This window comes from Streptomyces sp. NPDC056373 (assembly GCF_042262425.1).
Taxonomy (GTDB): domain Bacteria; phylum Actinomycetota; class Actinomycetes; order Streptomycetales; family Streptomycetaceae; genus Streptomyces.
This window is the reverse complement of the sequence record NZ_JBHJPX010000004.1, coordinates 277,187-293,838: the sequence shown is the minus strand read 5'-3', so window position 1 is coordinate 293,838 and position 16,652 is coordinate 277,187. Positions and strand designations below refer to the sequence as shown.

The 16,652-nt window shown below is 68.6% G+C and carries 13 protein-coding genes; 1 reads left to right on the top strand and 12 read right to left on the bottom strand.

The annotated features are described in order from the left end of the window. Positions 1-33: 33 nt before the first annotated feature. The 12 genes from ACFCXS_RS10465 to ACFCXS_RS10410 all read right to left on the bottom strand — a co-directional run bounded on the left by ACFCXS_RS10465 (position 34) and on the right by ACFCXS_RS10410 (position 15,418). Complete coding sequence (locus tag ACFCXS_RS10465) at positions 34-1,290, bottom strand: MFS transporter (protein ID WP_376642851.1); 1,257 nt, start codon at positions 1,288-1,290, stop codon at positions 34-36. A 27-nt stretch (positions 1,291-1,317) separates the two neighbouring features. Beyond that, positions 1,318-2,580 carry an ATP-grasp domain-containing protein gene (locus tag ACFCXS_RS10460; protein WP_376642849.1) on the bottom strand — a complete coding sequence of 421 codons (1,263 nt, stop codon included), beginning with the start codon at positions 2,578-2,580 and terminating at the stop codon, positions 1,318-1,320. Positions 2,581-2,582: 2 nt separating this feature from the next. Further along, positions 2,583-4,217, bottom strand: a complete 1,635-nt coding sequence (locus tag ACFCXS_RS10455; protein ID WP_376642848.1) for a thiamine pyrophosphate-binding protein — start codon at positions 4,215-4,217, stop codon at positions 2,583-2,585. Then, entirely contained in the window at positions 4,214-5,422 is a 1,209-nt protein-coding gene (locus ACFCXS_RS10450; protein ID WP_376642847.1) for a pyridoxal-phosphate dependent enzyme, read from the bottom strand. The genes ACFCXS_RS10455 and ACFCXS_RS10450 overlap by 4 nt, the downstream gene beginning before the upstream one ends. Continuing rightward, positions 5,422-5,829, bottom strand: coding sequence for a DUF6917 domain-containing protein (locus ACFCXS_RS10445; RefSeq protein WP_376643028.1), 408 nt, complete (start codon positions 5,827-5,829; stop codon positions 5,422-5,424). Before ACFCXS_RS10445 ends, ACFCXS_RS10450 begins: the two co-directional genes overlap by 1 nt. Before the next feature lie 39 nt (positions 5,830-5,868). Beyond that, entirely contained in the window at positions 5,869-6,015 is a 147-nt protein-coding gene (locus tag ACFCXS_RS10440; protein WP_376642846.1) for a hypothetical protein, read from the bottom strand. A gap of 15 nt (positions 6,016-6,030) precedes the next feature. After that, positions 6,031-7,869, bottom strand: a complete 1,839-nt coding sequence (locus tag ACFCXS_RS10435; RefSeq protein ID WP_376642844.1) for a carbamoyltransferase — start codon at positions 7,867-7,869, stop codon at positions 6,031-6,033. Further along, complete coding sequence (locus ACFCXS_RS10430; RefSeq protein ID WP_376642842.1) at positions 7,869-10,022, bottom strand: iron-containing redox enzyme family protein; 2,154 nt, start codon at positions 10,020-10,022, stop codon at positions 7,869-7,871. Before ACFCXS_RS10430 ends, ACFCXS_RS10435 begins: the two co-directional genes overlap by 1 nt. 130 nt (positions 10,023-10,152) lie before the next feature. Further along, the gene (locus tag ACFCXS_RS10425) at positions 10,153-11,148 is read right to left on the bottom strand and encodes an SGNH/GDSL hydrolase family protein (RefSeq protein WP_376642840.1); all 996 of its coding nucleotides are present in this window, start codon (positions 11,146-11,148) and stop codon (positions 10,153-10,155) included. Positions 11,149-11,191: 43 nt separating this feature from the next. Next, complete coding sequence (locus ACFCXS_RS10420) at positions 11,192-12,454, bottom strand: ATP-grasp domain-containing protein (RefSeq protein ID WP_376642838.1); 1,263 nt, start codon at positions 12,452-12,454, stop codon at positions 11,192-11,194. Between the two features lie 49 nt (positions 12,455-12,503). After that, complete coding sequence (gene eno, locus ACFCXS_RS10415; RefSeq protein ID WP_376642836.1) at positions 12,504-13,787, bottom strand: phosphopyruvate hydratase; 1,284 nt, start codon at positions 13,785-13,787, stop codon at positions 12,504-12,506. 650 nt (positions 13,788-14,437) lie between these two features. Beyond that, complete coding sequence (locus ACFCXS_RS10410) at positions 14,438-15,418, bottom strand: helix-turn-helix domain-containing protein (protein ID WP_376642834.1); 981 nt, start codon at positions 15,416-15,418, stop codon at positions 14,438-14,440. Between the two features lie 113 nt (positions 15,419-15,531). Here ACFCXS_RS10410 and ACFCXS_RS10405 point away from each other — a divergent pair, with 113 nt between their 5' ends. Continuing rightward, entirely contained in the window at positions 15,532-16,428 is an 897-nt protein-coding gene (locus ACFCXS_RS10405; RefSeq protein WP_376642832.1) for an alpha/beta hydrolase, read from the top strand. Positions 16,429-16,652 lie beyond the last annotated feature (224 nt).

Below are 16,652 nucleotides of genomic sequence, written 5' to 3'. Positions count from 1 at the left end.
TGGCTGCGTGAAACCCGGCGGATCGGCCGGCCGTCAGGCCACGCCGGAAGAATTTTCGACGGGAACCCCGGGTGCTTTCGAGACCGCTTGCTCGCCAGGGACGTTCCGGGTGCGCTCGGCCCAGCGCACGGCCGCCGGCTGGACGAGTCCCGCCACCAGAAAGAGCAGACCCACGATGTACCAGCCCGGTTTTCCCAGTCCGATGCACAAGGAAGTGAGCAGGGCAGGACCGAAGCTTTCGGCCAGACCGAGCCCGATGCCGAACACGCCGAGATATTGACCCTGAGAGTGGCTCGGCGCCAGCTCGAAGGAGATCTCGAATCCGCCGGCGGCCTGCCACAACTCGCCGACGCTGTGCACGACGGTGGCGATGACCAGCATGGTGACGGCAACCCACGTGGGGACCCCGGCGGACCAGGCAATGGCCACGCACGAGATGAGGAAGGCGACCCCGGACCGGCGCAGGGCGAATCCTGCCGCCCGGGGGCTGTCGATGCCTTTGCTGGCACGCACCTGAAAGAGCACGACGATGGCGGTATTGGCGATGACGATGGCCGATATGAGCCAGCGCGGCGCGGCGGTCTGACTGACCAGCCACAGCGGAATGGCCACCGTCAGCACCCGGTACTGGATGGACAGAATGCCGTCCAGCAGAGACAGCGCGATGTAAGGGCGATCCCTCAGAGCCAGCCAGCGTGGCCCTTCCGCCGGGGCTTCCGGCGCCACCGGCGGCAGGTAGAGCATGATCGCGGCGGAGGCCAGGAGCATGACCGCGTTGCCGATGACGATGAGGAGATAGGCGCTGCGCGTATCGGCCTGGGCGGCCCATCCGGCCACCGCGGCACCCACAGAGATCCCGACATTGGTGACGGATTGAATGTAGGCGCGGAACTCCTGTGGCCGTCGGCCGCCGTAGCGGCGAATGAGCGGGCCACGTGCGATGAGGCCCGCTCCCTGAGCGGCGGCGGCCAGACTCGCCACCACGAGGAACGGCCAGAAGCTGCTCACCAGGCAGAAGCCCGCGGTCGCGAGGCCGCCGAGCACCAGGCTTGCCACATAAATGCCCCTGGCCCCGCGACGGTCGGCCAGATAACCGGCGAGGACTCCGACAGCCACCGATATGAAACCGGCAACGCTGAGCCCGATGCCCACTTGCCTGACGGGAAGATGTGCGGATCTCGTGAAATACAGCACACCTGCGGTGAGGAAAATTCCCTTTCCGATGGTGCCGACCAGCGTCGCGAGCGCCAGGACGCGGCGTGGTCTGGTGTCGGGAAGTAGTGGAGACATGGGTGGCTGCCCAATCCTGCGTATCAGTTACCGAACCTGGAACCGGAGAGTCTCGTTGATGTCCCGCTGCTTCTCGAGAATGTCTTCACGGGATTCCCCAGTGAAGATCACGTGTCCGTGGGCTTGCCAGACCCGCGGCGGCACGTCGACCTGCTCGCCGAGCTGGCGGTAGATCATGACCTCCGAGACGCTGTCACTGGCTTCCAGGCTCTCGACTCCGTCGACGGCGACGAGTTCACCGGGCTCCTCCGCGAAATGCAGCGAGAAGCCGACGTGCCGGAAGTTCTCGCTGTCCACGACGACATCGGCGTCCGCGCCCAGCGACACCTTGGTGAGGACCTCGACCATGTCGACGCCGGTCGACAGCAGCACACTCTGGTACACCGGGCCGCCGCCCAGGCGTGCGCCGGTCTCCAGAATGTAGGGCTCGCCCTCCGGGGAGACCCGGAACTCCGTGTGTGTGGCGCCCTGAGTGATGCCGAGCCCCTCGTGGGCCAGGGTCGTGAACTTCTTCACCTTCTCCAGCGTCTCGCCCGTCAGCACGGTCGGAGTCGCGTAGAAGGTCTCCTCGAAGAAGGGGCCGTCCATCGGCGCCGGCTTGTCGTGAACGGCGACGACGGTCGTCTCGCCGTTCTGCACGTAGCTCTCGACGCTGATCTCGTCACCGGTGAGGAACTCTTCGAGGAGAATCCCCTCCGAGTACCGCGACTTGAGGAAGAACAGCGGGTCGTAGTCGAACCCGGCCCAGGCGCCCTGCCGGATCTCCTCGAAATGCTCGGCCAGTTCCTCCGGGCTGTCGACCCGGCGGACGAACATGCTGCCGCCCCCGATGATGGGCTTCATGACCAGGGGGTACTCGATGGACCGGGCAGCCTCCTGCGCCTCCTCGACCGAGGACGCGAGCGCGAAGCGCGGCTGCGAGATGCCCACGGTCTCGAAGGCGCTGCGCATGCTCAGCTTGTCGCGGCTCTTCGCGGCCGTCTCGGGAGAGATGTACGGAAGGCCGAGTTCCGCGGCGACCGCGGCCGCGGCCGGCACACTGTGCTCGACGAAGGCGATCACGCCCGCAATGGGCTCGGACTCCTCCTTCGCGATCTCCACACACCGGGCGACGGTGGCGTCGAGGTCACCGGTGGGCGCGGCGTAGACCGCGTCGACGTAACTGTGCTCCCAGCTGGGCTGCTCCACGACGACGATCGCCCGGTGGCCCAGCGCGTGGGCCGTCTCGGCGGCCTTGGCGAGGTGCTTGCGGCGGCTCGCGTTGCGGGTGTGCAGGATCATCAGGGTCATTTTCAGTGCACCTTTCGAATTGCTATCGCCATGTCCGGCGAGACTTCGTCGACCGACGTGTCGAGCACGAGGACGGCCGGGCCCTGCCGGGAGAAGAAGGACGCGATCTCCGAGGCGTCGCGGTCCGGGTCGTCCGAGGCCATCACCGGCAGGCCGATCGCCGCACAGATGGTGGGCCAGTCGATCCGGTGGAAATCACGGCTGACGGCGGCGGCTCCGTGCCGGTGGATGGCGTGCTGGTCGATCAGATTGAGCCGTCCGTTGTCGAGGACGATGATCTTCACGTCGAGACCGAGGCGCTCGATGGTCTCCAGCTCGCCGATGGACATGGTGAGTCCGCCGTCGCCGACCAGGGCCCACACCGTCGCGTCGGGGCGTGCGACGGCAGCACCGACGGACGCGGGGATCGCGTAGCCGAGGCTTCCGGTTCCGCGCGGGGTGATGAGGCGCTGCGGTGGCGTCAGGTGCAGCAGCGCGCCGAACCAGCCGCTCGCGACGCTGGCCTCGCCGACGCAGACGTCCCGGTCGGACAGCTCCGCGTCGACCGTCGCCACCAGCGAGGCGGTGCCGGTCTTCGACCAGTTGCCGGCGGTGGTGGTCGAGGGACGGGGGCCGCCGTAGGACCACTCTCCCAGCGCGTCGGTGAGCAGCTTGAGGCCGTCGGCGATGTCCTCGCGCAGCACGCAGCCGCGCAGCGGGTCGGGGTCCTCGATCGCCGGGTCGTCGTCGATGCGGACGAGGAACTGGCCGGGCGACGGCCACGCGTACTGGTTGGTCGACTTGTCGCCCATCTTGGAGCCCGCGTAGAGGACGACCTCGCAGCCGCTGATGTACTCGTTGGCGGGCGTGTCGCCCTTCGACCCGACCACCCGCGGCAGGTCGCTGCCGACCTCGGAGAGAACGCCCTTGCCGTTGAGTGTGGTGAACACCGGGATGCCGAACCGGTCGACGAACTCCCGGAGGGCCTCGGCGGCGCCCGCCGCGTGGCAGCCGCCACCGGCGATCAGGGCGGCGCTCGCACCGCGCCCGACCGCTTCGGCGGCCCGCGCGACCGCGCCGCCGGCCGTGGCGGCCGTGTCCGCGTGGGCCGTCTCGCTTGCCGCGGTGGACGGCGCGTCCAGCAGCGTCGGGTCGGCCTCGGCCTCCAGGACGTCGGGGGCGATCTCCACGACGACCGGGCCGCGGCGGGGCCGCTCCGCGAGGACGAGCGCGGCGTCGATGACGGCCAGCGCGCCCCGCTGCTCACGGACCACGTAGACGTGCTTCGCTACGCTGTCGAAGAGCCGTGCGTGCTCGACCTGTCCTGTTGCCCACGGCCGCGGGGTGCTCTTGCTGGGGCCCGAGGTGATCAGCACCAGCGGCGTGCCGCTGTTGAAGGCCTCCAGGAGGGCCGGGGTGGCGTAGGGAGAACCGATTCCTCCCGGGGCGTCGCAGACCGCGACACCTCCGCTGATCCGGGCGTACGCCTCGGCCGCGTAGGCCGCTCCCCTGGGGCACCGGCCGACGACGTGGGTGAGCTCGTCGTTCCGCTGGAGGGCGGCGTACAGCGAGAGCGAGGTCTCGCCGGGGTATCCGAAGACCTGTGAGACACCGCGCTCCGCCAGCCTGCGGGCGATCTCGTCCGCGACCGTGGTCATGAGGCCACGCCCAGGATGTTCGTCGGCGTGGGCAGCATGGGCCGCTCCGCACCGGTGAGGATGATGAGCAGGTCGCTGTCCTCCTTGAGGGACCCTTCCTGTGCCATCCGCATCGCGCCCGCGAGACACGCGGCGGCCGCGTAGCAGGCGTCGAAGCCGAGTGACTTCAGCAGTCCCTTGGCCATGTGCATGTCGTGCGTCTGGGCGGCCACCAGTGCGCCGCCCGTGGTGAGAGCCATGGAGCGCAGGTAGGGGTAGGTGTTCGTCGGGTCGCCCCGCTGGATGGCGTGCGCCAGTCCCTCGGGGTTCTCGACGATGTCCTCCTCCGCGATGGCGGCGCGGCCCGCGTTCCACGCGCTCACCATGGGGGCGCAGCTGTTCTCCTGCACACCGACGAAAGCCGGCAGGCTCTCCAGGAGGCCGAGGCGGTTCATCTCCACGGCGCCCTTGTAACCGCCGAGCAGGCCCATGCCGCTGCTGATGGCCTGGAAGACGTGGGTCGGCGCCGACGGCATCTGCTGGTAGGCCTCGAGGTAGGACATCTTGAGGCCCTCGCGGCGGGCGTAGTTGAAGAAGCCGCCCTCCCAGAAGTACCCGTTCTCCTTGGCGTACTTCTGGGCGGCCGCGCCCGCACCGACGAACGTGCCGGCGACGGCATGCGTGTCGATCTGGGGGTGGTCCGCGTAGTTCAGACGGTAGGCGAACCGTTCCCCGACGAAGATGTGGAGCTTGAAGCCCTGCACGAGGCTCATCGAGTTCGCGTACGCCATGGAGCTGTTGCCCGTGGAGGCCATGACGAACTCGTTGACGCCGAGGCCCTTGAAGCGGCTCAGGCTGGCCGACGCGATGCGGTCCTTGGTCGATCGTGTCGGATTGCGCGTCTCGTCCTTGATGTACACCGAGCGGACGCCGAGGAGACGGGCCAGCGCGGGTACGTCGGTGCAGGGGGTGTTGCCCTCGCCCAGCCAGGTGATGTGGTCCTCTTCGGCCACGGGCAGGAGGTCCTTGTAGCGCCGCAGCGGGTTGGGGTTCGAGTCGAACGACCCGATCTCGGCCCGGTCGAGCGGGTACAGGACCTCGATCGCGCCCTTGCAGGACGGACACCGGTGCGTCCTGTCGTCCGTCTCCTTCTCGCAGTCGAGGCAGAGGAAGACGGGACGGTCGGCCGACATGTGGTTCGCGTAGAGCTTCTGGTAGTCGAACATCAGGACCCCCCGGAATCCTTGTCTTCTCGCGGGCACGTGGTAGCGGCCATTCCGGCCTTCAGCCCGAGTGCGTGGCCGTTTCGGAGGTCCGCGCCCTCGACGAGAATGTTGTAGTGGTTGGGCATGTGGGTTTCGTCGAAGCCGCTGATGGTGCCGAGCGTGCGCCCCTCGCTGACCAGGGCGTCACCGACCGCGAGGACGCCCGACGTCTCGAAGCCGGCGAATCCGTAGTACTCGACGTGGTCGACGGGGTAACGGGGACCGGGGCCCACGTTGATGAACTCGTGCACCTCACCGGCGCGAATGCACCGCGTGCGCCACGCCGACGGCTCGATGGCGCGGTCGCGTCGCGTGTGGTCCATGACCGCGGCCCAACGGAGCCGAAACGGTTCTCTACTGGTAAACATCATTCCCTGCTTCTCGGAAAAGGACGTGAGCGAGCGCCGTCAGCGCGGGTTCACCGCGCGCGGCAGGTCCCAGGCCGAGGAACCCTGGTGGAAGCGCGGACCGAAACGGCTCGATCCCCGCAGCCGCCGGTACAGCGAGATCGGAACGAACACCGCGACGAACACCGCGGATGCTGCAAAACGCATGGAGACCATTCCTTGTCAGTCGAGCGGGATCTCGTCGCGCCAGTCGACGGATTCGGCGAACGGCGGCTGGTCGTCCTTGTGCAGTACGTGGCTGCCGAGGACGAGCACGTCCATCCCGGTGCGCCTGAAGCAGCGGTAGGCGTCCTCGGGGGTGTGCACGATGGGCTCGCCGCGCACGTTGAACGACGTGTTCACCAGGACCGGGCAGCCGGTCGCCGCCTTGAAGGCGCTCAGCAGCCGGGCGTACGGGGCGTTGTCGCGCTCGGTGACGGTCTGCACCCGGGCGGAGAGGTCCACGTGCGTGATGGCGGGCAGCTCGGAACGGGCCTCGTTGATGCTGCCCAGGCCGCGGCTCGGCCCGCCGGGCTTCAGCGAGGTCTCGGTCTTGATCCGGTCCGCGACCTCGGCGACCACCAGCATGTACGGGCTGTCGCCGACCAGACCGAAGTAGTCCTTGGCGTCCTCGGCCAGGACGGCCGGCGCGAACGGCCGGAACGACTCACGGAACTTGATCTTGAGGTTCATGCGCTTCTGCATGGACCGGTCGCGCGGGTCGCCGATGATCGACCGGGCGCCCAGGGCTCGGGGGCCGAACTCCATGCGTCCCTGGAACCAGCCCACCACGGCGCCCTCGGCCAGGTGGCCGGCCACCTCGTCGTACAGCTTGTCCGGCGGGAACGTGGTGAAGACGTAGCCGTTCTCCTGCAGGAACTTCTCGATCTCGCTGTCGGAGAAGCCCGGTCCGAGCAGTGCGCCGGACATGCCGTCGCCGCCGCCGGCCAGGTGCGGCCGGCCGTGCGCCGGGACCGAGTGGTCGAGCGCGGCGCCCAGCGCGCAGCCCGCGTCGCCGGCCGCCGGCTGGATCCACAGGTCGTCGACGATGCCGGAGCGGCTGAGCACGCCGTTGGCGACGCAGTTCAGGGCGACGCCGCCGGCCATGACGAGCGCGCGTTCGCCGGTCTGCTCGACCGCCGCTCGCGCCAGGCCCAGCACGATCTCCTCGGTGACCACCTGGACGGAGGCCGCCAAGTCGCAGTGGCGCTGCTCCAGTTCGCTCTCCGCGTCCCGGATCGGCGCGCCGAACAGCTCCTCGAAGGCGCGCCCGACCATGCGGCGACCCTGATGGAACTCGAAGTACTTCATGTTCAGCGTGAACGAGCCGTCAGGGCGGATGTGCACCAGTTCCCGGCGGATGACGTCCGCGTACCGCGGTTCGCCGTAGGGCGCCAGGCCCATCAGCTTGTACTCGCCGGAGTCGACCTTGAAGCCGCAGTAGTAGGTGAACGCCGAGTAGAGCATTCCCACCGAGTGCGGATAGGAGACCGAGTTGACCAGTTCCAGGGAGTTGCCGCGGCCGTGCCAGATCGTGGTGGTCTGCCATTCGCCGACGCCGTCGATCGTGAGCACCGCCGCGTTCTCGAACGGCGAGGGGTAGAACGCCGATGCGGCGTGCGAGCGGTGGTGCTGCGAGGCGACGGCCCGTGGCGCAGTGCCGCGCCCCATCGCCACGAGCTCGGCGTCCACGCGCTTCAGGACGTCGCGCTTCCAGCGCAGCCACTCCGGCAGCACGGCCGAGAACGGCTGGAGGCCACGCGGGCCGGCACTGGCGAACGAGGACAGCACACGCCCGTACTTCAGGCTCGGGTCCTCGTAGTAGACGACAGCGTCGAGCTCCGCCAGGGATATCCCCGCGTGGTCCAGGCAGTACGCGATGGCGTCCGTCGGGAACGCGGAATCGTGCCGGACCCTGCTGAAACGCTCCTGCTGTGCGGCGGCGACCACAACGCCGTCGCGTACCAACGCGGCCGCGCTGTCGTGATAGTAGGCCGAAATTCCCAGCGTATACATGGACATCAGGACACCCCCACCGGTGCGTGGTGGAACAGCGACCCGCCTTGCGATCGAGGTTTCCACGGAGTTGTACGGAATCGGTCGCCGATCCGGTCGGCGACGGTGGACGACGGCAGCGGGGCCAGTGACTCGTAGCCGATGCGGACCCGTTCCCATTCGGTGGCGGACTCCGCCGGGGTCGACAGCTTCGACACCGTGCGCATGTGCGTGTCGATGGCGTCGGCGGCCCAGGCCGAGTGGCCGGTGGACACGTTGTCGATCGTGTTGTGGAGATCGACGAAGTGCGTGGAGAAGCCGTAGTGCTTCAAGAAGCGCCGGGCGGTGCGATAGCTGCCGCCGACACCGGAGAGCTCCATCGCCAGGTTCATGCCGAGGATCTCCGGCATGAAGGTGTGCGGCAGCTTGCCCAGGCACAGCCAGTAGACCGGCCGCTCCAGCGACTCCTCCCGGAACCGGGCGTCGTAGGCGAACTCCCGGCTGCCGGTGGGGGCGAGCTCGATGCCCATCTCCCGCAGCACGTCACGGTAGATCTTCGGATGGTTGAGCTCGATGTCGCCGTTGCCCAGTTCGTCCCAGTACGTCTCGAACAGCGGGAAACCGTACCGGGTGGTGGCGAGCCCCGCGTCGGTGAAGCCCTGCAGCCACGAACCGTCGATCAGCGTCAGCGGCGCCAGCTGCAGGGTCTCGTCGATGACCTGCTCGCGGGTCGGCATGTCGCCGGACCTGCCGGTCTCGAACTCGACGCCGTGCTTGTCGTGCATGTCCAGCAGCCAGGGACGCATTCCGGCCGACGTCCACCGCTCGGGCAGCGAACGGTCCGTGCGGCCCAGCGACCGCTTCGCCCGGGCCAGCCAGTGGTTCACGTACCGGAGGGCGAAGTCGCGGGTGCCCGGGGCCAGTACGCGCCCCTGCAGCACGAAGTACGCCTCGCGGACATCGGCCGGCACCACGCCCGCCTCGGCGGTCCGGTCGATGAGGCCGGGGGCCGGTGCGCTCGGGACCCGCGCGGCCGGCGGCGGCGTGGGCTCCGGCTCGGAGTCGGCCAGCGAGTCGATCCACGTCGAGATCACCTCGACGTCAGCTGCCGAGAAGACCCGGAACATCGGGCCCTTCGGGCCGATCAGGCCGTTGACCAGGGAGCTGCGCTCGGCGTTGCCCGGCTTGACCATGCGGGTCGCGGCCAGCTTCATCAGCAGGGGGCCCGGGTCGGTCTTGGCCCGCTCCAGCAGCTCGGAAAGCGACTCTCCGCCGTCCATCCGGAAGTTCTGGTGGTAGACGGCGCCTTCTCGGGCCCGCTCCCGGATCAGTTGTTCCATCGCACGCTGCGGATGCAGCGCGGCGCGGGCCTCGTCGAGCAGCAGCTCGTTCCACGACCGCAAGGCGTCGAGCATCCAGGCCGCGCCGAACGCGACCTGGCGGCGCGCGGTCTCGCCGGTTGCGCAGAACTTCTCAGCCACGCCACGCGAGAGGTCCAGCGGCGCCTCGATGCCGGTGGCCCCGGTGGACTGTGCCAGGTCCAGACGCGCCCACTCGGCCGGGGCGCCATCGCTCGCGCGGAGCGCCTGCCAGCAGGGAAGCATGCCGACGGAGCGCAGCACCACGTCGATGCCGGCGATCACAGCCGCGAACTCGTCGCTGCGTCGGCTGACCGCGAACAAGGCCGCGGGCAGGGCGAACATGTGGTCCCGGACCGGCCGCTCGGCGGCCAGTTCGTCGGCGTCCACAGCCAGTTCGGGACGGCCGTACTGCGCCGCGAGGCCCTTGAACGCGTCGTAGCGCGACGAGCGCGGCCCGCCGACGCCGATGTCGTCGGCGAACAGGGCCAGGATCCTGAGGTGAACCTCGTCCTCGAAGACCCCGGGTGCGCTCATGCCCTGCAACCAGGTCCCGAGCGTCGAGGCGAGGGGCCCGGACTGGCGGAGCAGCGCGTGCGCCAGGGTTCTCGATGCCTCGGCCAGGTCGGCGGAGTCTGCTAACTCCCGGTAGGCGCTGCCCTGTTCGTTCCGCCACGAGGAGGCCTCGTGGAGCGTGACGTCCAGGTTCGGAGCGTCGGTCTCGGGATCAACAGACGCGACCTCGGCCATGAGTGTCTTGATCGCGGTGGTGCCCAGGAATATCTCGGGGTCGACACACCTGCGGTACGTCTCACGCCACATATGGTGCTCTCTTGTCGTGCTCGACCGGTCTCAGAACATCGGGTAGATGGACGCGTCCGGCTTCTTGGACTTCTTCCGGCGGAAAATACGGCCGAGCAGGGATTTGATGAACGACATGCGGGGCTCCAGGTTAGATGTTTTCCAGAATCTTGCCGGCAACGAAATCATGACCGTGGTCCGTCAGGTGGATCCGGTCGATGAAAAGCCACTGGTCCTGCTGGGCGGAACCGGCCAGGACGGGGCTGAAATTGACGAAGTCGACGCCCATTTCCTTCGCGCCCTGCTCGAGCAACGCCGCGTACTCGACGTTCACGTCGCGGCTCAGAATATCGCCGTACATCGCGGCGAAACCGCCGTGCTGCTCAAGCTCGTCGAAGATGAGTTCCTCTTCCCGGCTCCCCTTGTCGCGCACCCAGCCCGACAGCGGCTGAAGAATGTAGGTGATCTTCGCGTCCCAGGTGGAGGCCAGGGCCTTCCAGCCGCTCAGGTGCCGCAGCGTGAGGTCGGCGGCGTAGCTGATCTGCTCGTCGATGCTCGGCGCGGCCGGCGTGGGCGCTTCCTTCTCCCGGCGCAGCAGGCTGCGCATCGGGGACTTCGTCTTCGCGTGCTGCGCGAAGATGTCCTGGTACGTCGTGTACTGGAAGAAGGTGCCGTGGTCCTCCTCCCGCATCTGCGGCATGCGGGCCAGGCTCAGGTTGTTGAACCCGGAGAACAGCACGATCTCGTCCACCTTCGGCAGCAGGTGGCGGTAGAGCGTGAGCAGGAGGAGTTCCTGTGTCGAGTTGAAGCTGCGGCCGCCGAAGTTGAGCCAGGTGCCGGGCCGTTCGTCGTGGGCGTTCAGCCGCGAGGGAAGCGTCCAGGCGTCGGAGCTGGCACCGATGCCGAAGACGGTGGAACTGCCGGCCAGGAGCCGTACCGACTCGGCGTCCCCCAGGTCGGCCACCGAACAGCTGCGGTCGCCGTCCGTGGCGTACCGGAAACCGATCGAGTCGGTGTTCACCACGTCCGAACGATGCGACTGCGGGTGGAAGAAGAGCAGATGCGGGAGCCAGCGGATCTCGCCCTTGCTCGTGAATTTCTCCTCATAGCCCGCAAGATACGGCGCCAGTTCGTTCCTGATTTTCACTGGTAACTCCTCAGGAGATAGGCCCGGACCCTCATCGAAAGCATTATTCGATCTCGATCCTGATGGACTTCACAAGCTCGTCGAACGTCTCGACGAGTCCGTTGTCACTGTCAGCGGTAAAGATCACATGGCCATGTGACTGCCAGACGCGCGGTGGAACGTCGACGAAGTCCCCCACCTTCCGGTAGAGCGAGAGCTCATGCACGCGGGGATTGCGGCGCGCTTCCTGCACTCCGCTGATCCCACTGATCCGCCCGGCTTTCTCCGCGAAGAACAGATAGAAGCCGGCAGGCGTGGGCTCGGCCCGGGGAGTGAGATCCGGTGGGCGGCCGGAGGCCGTGTCGAGCACCGCCGCGACCATGTCCACCCCGGTGCTCAGCAGAACCGACTGATAGACCGGCCCGCCGCCGAGCCGCGCCGCCGTCTCGAGGATCTTCGGAGTGCCGTCGCTCTGGATCCGGAACTCCGTGTGAACGGCCCCCGTATCGATGCCGATGGCCCGGTGCGAGGCAGCGGTGAGCTCGACGACCCGCTCCTGCACCTCGGCCGGCAGCCGGCTGGGGGTCGCGTAGTGGACGTCGACGAAGTAGGGGCCCTCCATGGGGACGGGCTTGTCATGGAGGGCGACCACGTGGGCCCGGCCGTCGACGACGATCGACTCGACGCTGATCTCCGCGCCCGGTAGGTACTCCTCCAGCAGGATGGCCGAGTCGTAGGTCTCCGCCATCCAGGCGTACAGCGGGTTGTGCGCGATTCCGGACCAGGCGCCGCGCTGTACCACCGGGAAGTGCTCGGTGAGTTCGGCGAGGTCGTCCACCCGCCGGAAGTAGCCGCTGTCGTTGTCGACGAGCGGCTTCAGCACCAGCGGGAAGCCGATGCGGGCGGCCTGCGCCGCCGCCTCGTCCAGGGTCCGGGCCAGTCCGTAGGCCGGCTGTGGCACGTTCCCCGCGGCGAAGGCCTCGCGCATGGCGTGCTTGTCGCGCACCGTGCGCGCCGCCTGTTCGCCGACGAAGGGAAGCCCCAGGTCGGCGGCGACCGCGGCGGCGGCGGGCACGCTGTGCCCGACGAACGCCGCGACCGCCCGGATGGGTTCCTGCTCCGTCGCGGCGAGCGCGCGTACCGCGGCGACCGTGGCCCCGATGTCCGAGGTGTCCACCGACACCGTGACGTCGGCGAAGTCCTTCTCCCAGGTCGGATCCTTCACGACGACGAGAAGCCGGTCCCCGTGCTTCTTCGCGTACTCCGCGGCTTTCGCCAGGTGGCCGCGACGGCTGGCGTTGGATTTGTGAAGTAAGAGGATGCTCATTCGCTGCGTGTCTTCCCGTGCATGACGACCGCGGCCGTGTCTCCCGCGTTCAGCTGATGCCGTTGAAGAACTTCACTCCGCCGTAGACCGCCTCCGACCCCAGCTCCTCCTCGATCCGGATCAGCTGGTTGTACTTGGCCGTTCGGTCGGCCCGCGACAGCGAACCCGTCTTGATCTGACCGCAGTTGAGGGCGACCGCGAGGTCGGCGATGGTGGTGTCCTCGGTCTCGCCCGAGCGGTGCGACATCACCACGGAGTAGCCGGCGCGGAAGGCTGTGTTCGCGGTGTCCAGCATTTCCGTCAGGGTGCCGATCTGGTTCACCTTGACCAGGATCGAGTTCGCGATGCCCCGGTCGATGCCGTCCTGGAGTATGCGGACGTTGGTGCAGAAGACGTCGTCGCCGACCAGCTGGCACGTGGAGCCGATGGCGTCGGTGAGGTACTTCCAGCCCTCGAAGTCGTCCTGGGCCATGCCGTCCTCGATCGACACGATCGGGAACCGGGACGCCAGGTCGGCGAGGTAGTCGGCGTGCTCGGTGACCGACCGGACGCGGTTCTCGCCCGCGTAGTGGTAGGCCCCGTCGCGGTAGAACTCGGAGGACGCGGGGTCCAGCAGCAACGCGACGTCGTGGCCGGGCCGGAATCCGCTCTTCTCGATGGCCTTGACGATGAACTCGAGTGCTTCGTCCGCCGTGGCCAGATCGGGCGCGAACCCGCCCTCGTCGCCGACGTTGGTGTTGTGTCCGGCAGCGCGAAGGAGGTCTCGCAGCGTGTGAAAGACCTCCGAGCCGATACGGACTGCCTCGGCCATCGAGGCCGCACCCACCGGCGCGATCATGAATTCCTGGAAATCGAGCCCGTTGTCGGCGTGGGCGCCACCGTTGATGATGTTGATCATCGGGGTGGGGAGAACGTGCGCGAACGTGCCGCCGACATAGCGGTACAGGGGCATGCCGTGCGACGCGGCCGCTGCCTTGGCGACCGCGAGCGACACGCCCAGCGTGGCGTTGGCCCCGAGGCGCCCCTTGTTCTCCGTCCCGTCGAGCTCGATCATCAGCCGGTCGATCGTGGACTGCGCATCGGCCGGAAGCCCGCGCACCGTCTCCGCGATTTCTCCGTTCACTGCAGCAACCGCTTGCGTGACGCCCTTTCCCCGGAAACGGGCGGGGTCGGAGTCGCGAAGTTCCACGGCTTCCCGGGTGCCGGTCGAGGCGCCGGAGGGAACCGCGGCCCTGCCCAGGGATCCGTCGGCCAGACGAATGTCCACCTCGACAGTGGGATTGCCACGGCTATCGACGATTTCGCGTGCGGACACGCCGGTGATGTCAGACATTCCACTCCTACGCTGCGTCTCACATTTTTATGCTGGATGAGTCACCACACAGCATTGCTGCCGTGGCACGCCAGAAGGCTCTTCCTGCCACGACGTCGGCCCGTCAGTGATGGGTGGGGCGCTGTTGACCTGGGGTGATGCTACGGAATTGGACCGTAACAACGATCGACTGACCGGATGACTCGTCATCGAGCCCGTATCTGTCTGTCGCGCGCGGAACCCGCAAGAGGCTTCGTCGACCATGCTGCGCGCTGTGTGCGGCAGAGTTTCATTCCGATCGATCCGCGAAGGATTGCATTACATCGCGAACGTCATCCGGTGCGGACGGCTTCCGGCACTTCCACGCGTCCCCACAAGAACACTCAGGCCACTCAATAGGAGACGGATGCGGCCTTCAACATTGAAGGGCCATGCTCCTAATTGCTCCACGCGGCACATCCAGGTGTCCGCGCAGTTGCAATCTAATCACATGCCCCCTGCACCGAGACAGTTCGGGGTTCGCATCCGCACCGTGCCACCCGCGGGCCAGGGTGCGCACCAGGTGGGCGAGTTGGCCCGGTCCGATGCCTCTGAGCAGGAAGCCGGCAGCTACCGGCGGGCCCGCCGACGTGCGCCATCCGGGTCTCGTGGGTGAGAGCTACCTCACCGAATCACGGTCGCGGGAGGGCGGCCTGCCCGGCCGCGGCCGCGGCGCGTACCTCGCGGGGCGTGACCCCGTAGCGCTCGCGGAAGGCACGGCTGAAGTGCCCGGCGCTGGTGAACCCGAACGCGAACGCGATCTCCGTGACGGTCCGGTCGTCACCGCGCTCCAGCTCGGCGTGACACCGGGTCAGCCGCAGGGACTTGATATAGCCGCCCATGGTCTCGCCCCGTTGCGCGAAGACGTCCTGGAGCGTGCGCAACGGTACGCGCAGTTCGGCGGCGACCGTGGCGGGGCGCAGGCCGAAGTCGCCGATGTGCCGGTCGATGTGTGCGCAGGCGTTGGCGAACAGGCCCGCCTGCAGCGCGGCCCGGCCGGCCGGCCGGTACGGCCGCAGACAGGCCGCGAGCAGCTCCGCCAGTACCCGGGACGCGGCCTGGCGAGCACCCTCGTCGAGGTCTGCCGCGCAGTTCGCGACATCGTCGGCGACGGTACGGAACAACCGCACGGCGGGCTGGTCCTGGGGCAGCTGGATCACGGACCGGAAATCGAGCGACGGGCACAGCCCCGAGGCGACGTCGCGGGGGAACAGGAGCGTGCGCTTGCGTTCCGTCTCGGTGACGGTGAACCGCCCCGGCACGGTGCTCTCCCACACGGTGACGCTGCCGGCCCGCGACTCGACGGCCACGTCGCCGTGGGTGAGCAGGCTCCGGCCGTCCAGCTGGATGAGAACGCCGATCCATTCGCCCCGCGTCCGGGCGATCTCGCGGCGGCCCCGGTGTGCGGTGAGGGGGGCCACCGTGCAGTCGACCAGCCGAGCCCGGCCCAGTCCGCAGGAGCGGACCCGGACCCGGTCGCCGCTATGGCCGGGCGATGCCGCAGCCCGCGACTCGACGGTCCACGGCAGGTGCGTGGCGGACAGCAGGGCCTCGTCCTGCTCGTACCCGTCACGCCAGCCGAGGCGGGTCGTCCGCACCGCCGAAGTGCTCATGCGACGAGTGAACCACGCCGCCCGCGCCGTGGGGCGGCCGGATTGCGCGGATCGGCAGGTTCGGTTGCGCGCAGGGACCAGCCGGGGCGAGGGGCCGAGGCGAGTATCCGAGTATGCGAACCGACATCGAATTTCGGACCAGTGACGGCACCCGGCTCAACGGCTGGCACCACGTGCCGGAGGGGCCCGGGCCGTTCCCGACGATCGTGATGGCCACGGGCTTCTCGGGTGTCAAAGAGGGCGGGCACACACCCGCCACCGCGGAGCGCTTCGTGGAGGCCGGGCTCGCGGTGCTGGTGTACGACCACCGGAACTTCGGAACCAGCGCCGGCACTCCACGGCAGGAGATCGACCCGCTGTTGCAGATGCGGGACTACAGCGACGCCGTGACGTTCGCCGAGACGCTGCCGCAGACCGATCCCGAGCGCATCGGTGCCTGGGGCTCGAGCCTCTCGGGAGGCCATGTGATCGTCCTCGCCGGGCAGGACCGGCGGGTGCGCTGCATCGTGAGCCAGATGCCGATGATCAGTGGCCGGGACTGCGGTCAGCGCCTGGTCCCCGCTCCGGCCCTCGCTGCGGCTGCCGCTTTCCAGCGCGCCGACCGTTCGGCGCGCATGGCCGGCGAGGAGCCGGCGATGATCCCGGTGGCCGGCCCGGACCCCACCGCGCAGGCAGCGCTGCCGACGCCCGACTCCTGGGAGTTCGTCCAGGCGGAAGGCAGCCTTCCCACCTACCGCAACGAGGTGACGCTGCGGTCGATGGAGCTGGTGTCCGGCTACGAGCCCGGTCTGCTCATCGAACGGGTCAGCCCCACGCCCATGCTGATGATCGTGGGTGAGACCGACCTGGTGTGCCCGCCGGACCTGCAACTCGGCGCCTACGCGCGGGCCCGGGAGCCGAAGCGGCTGCTGACCGTGCGGGCCGGCCACTTCGACGTGTACAAGCCAGGCCCGGCCTTCGACCGGGTGGCCGGCGCGGCGGCCGAGTTCTTCGCCGAGCATCTGCGGTGACAAGACCACGGCACGAGCCCACGGCCACGAGGGCGCGGCCACGAGGGCGCGGCCACGAGGGCGCGGCCACGAGGGCGCGGCCGGAAGCGCGCGCGACGAGCGTACGGTGATGGGCTCTTGCCGACGAGCACGCGCTGACGGGACGGGCGCACGCTGACCGCACGCGCGCAGCTGACAGGACGGGTGCCTGCGGACGAGGGGCCGCTCCAGGGCGGCCCCTCTCT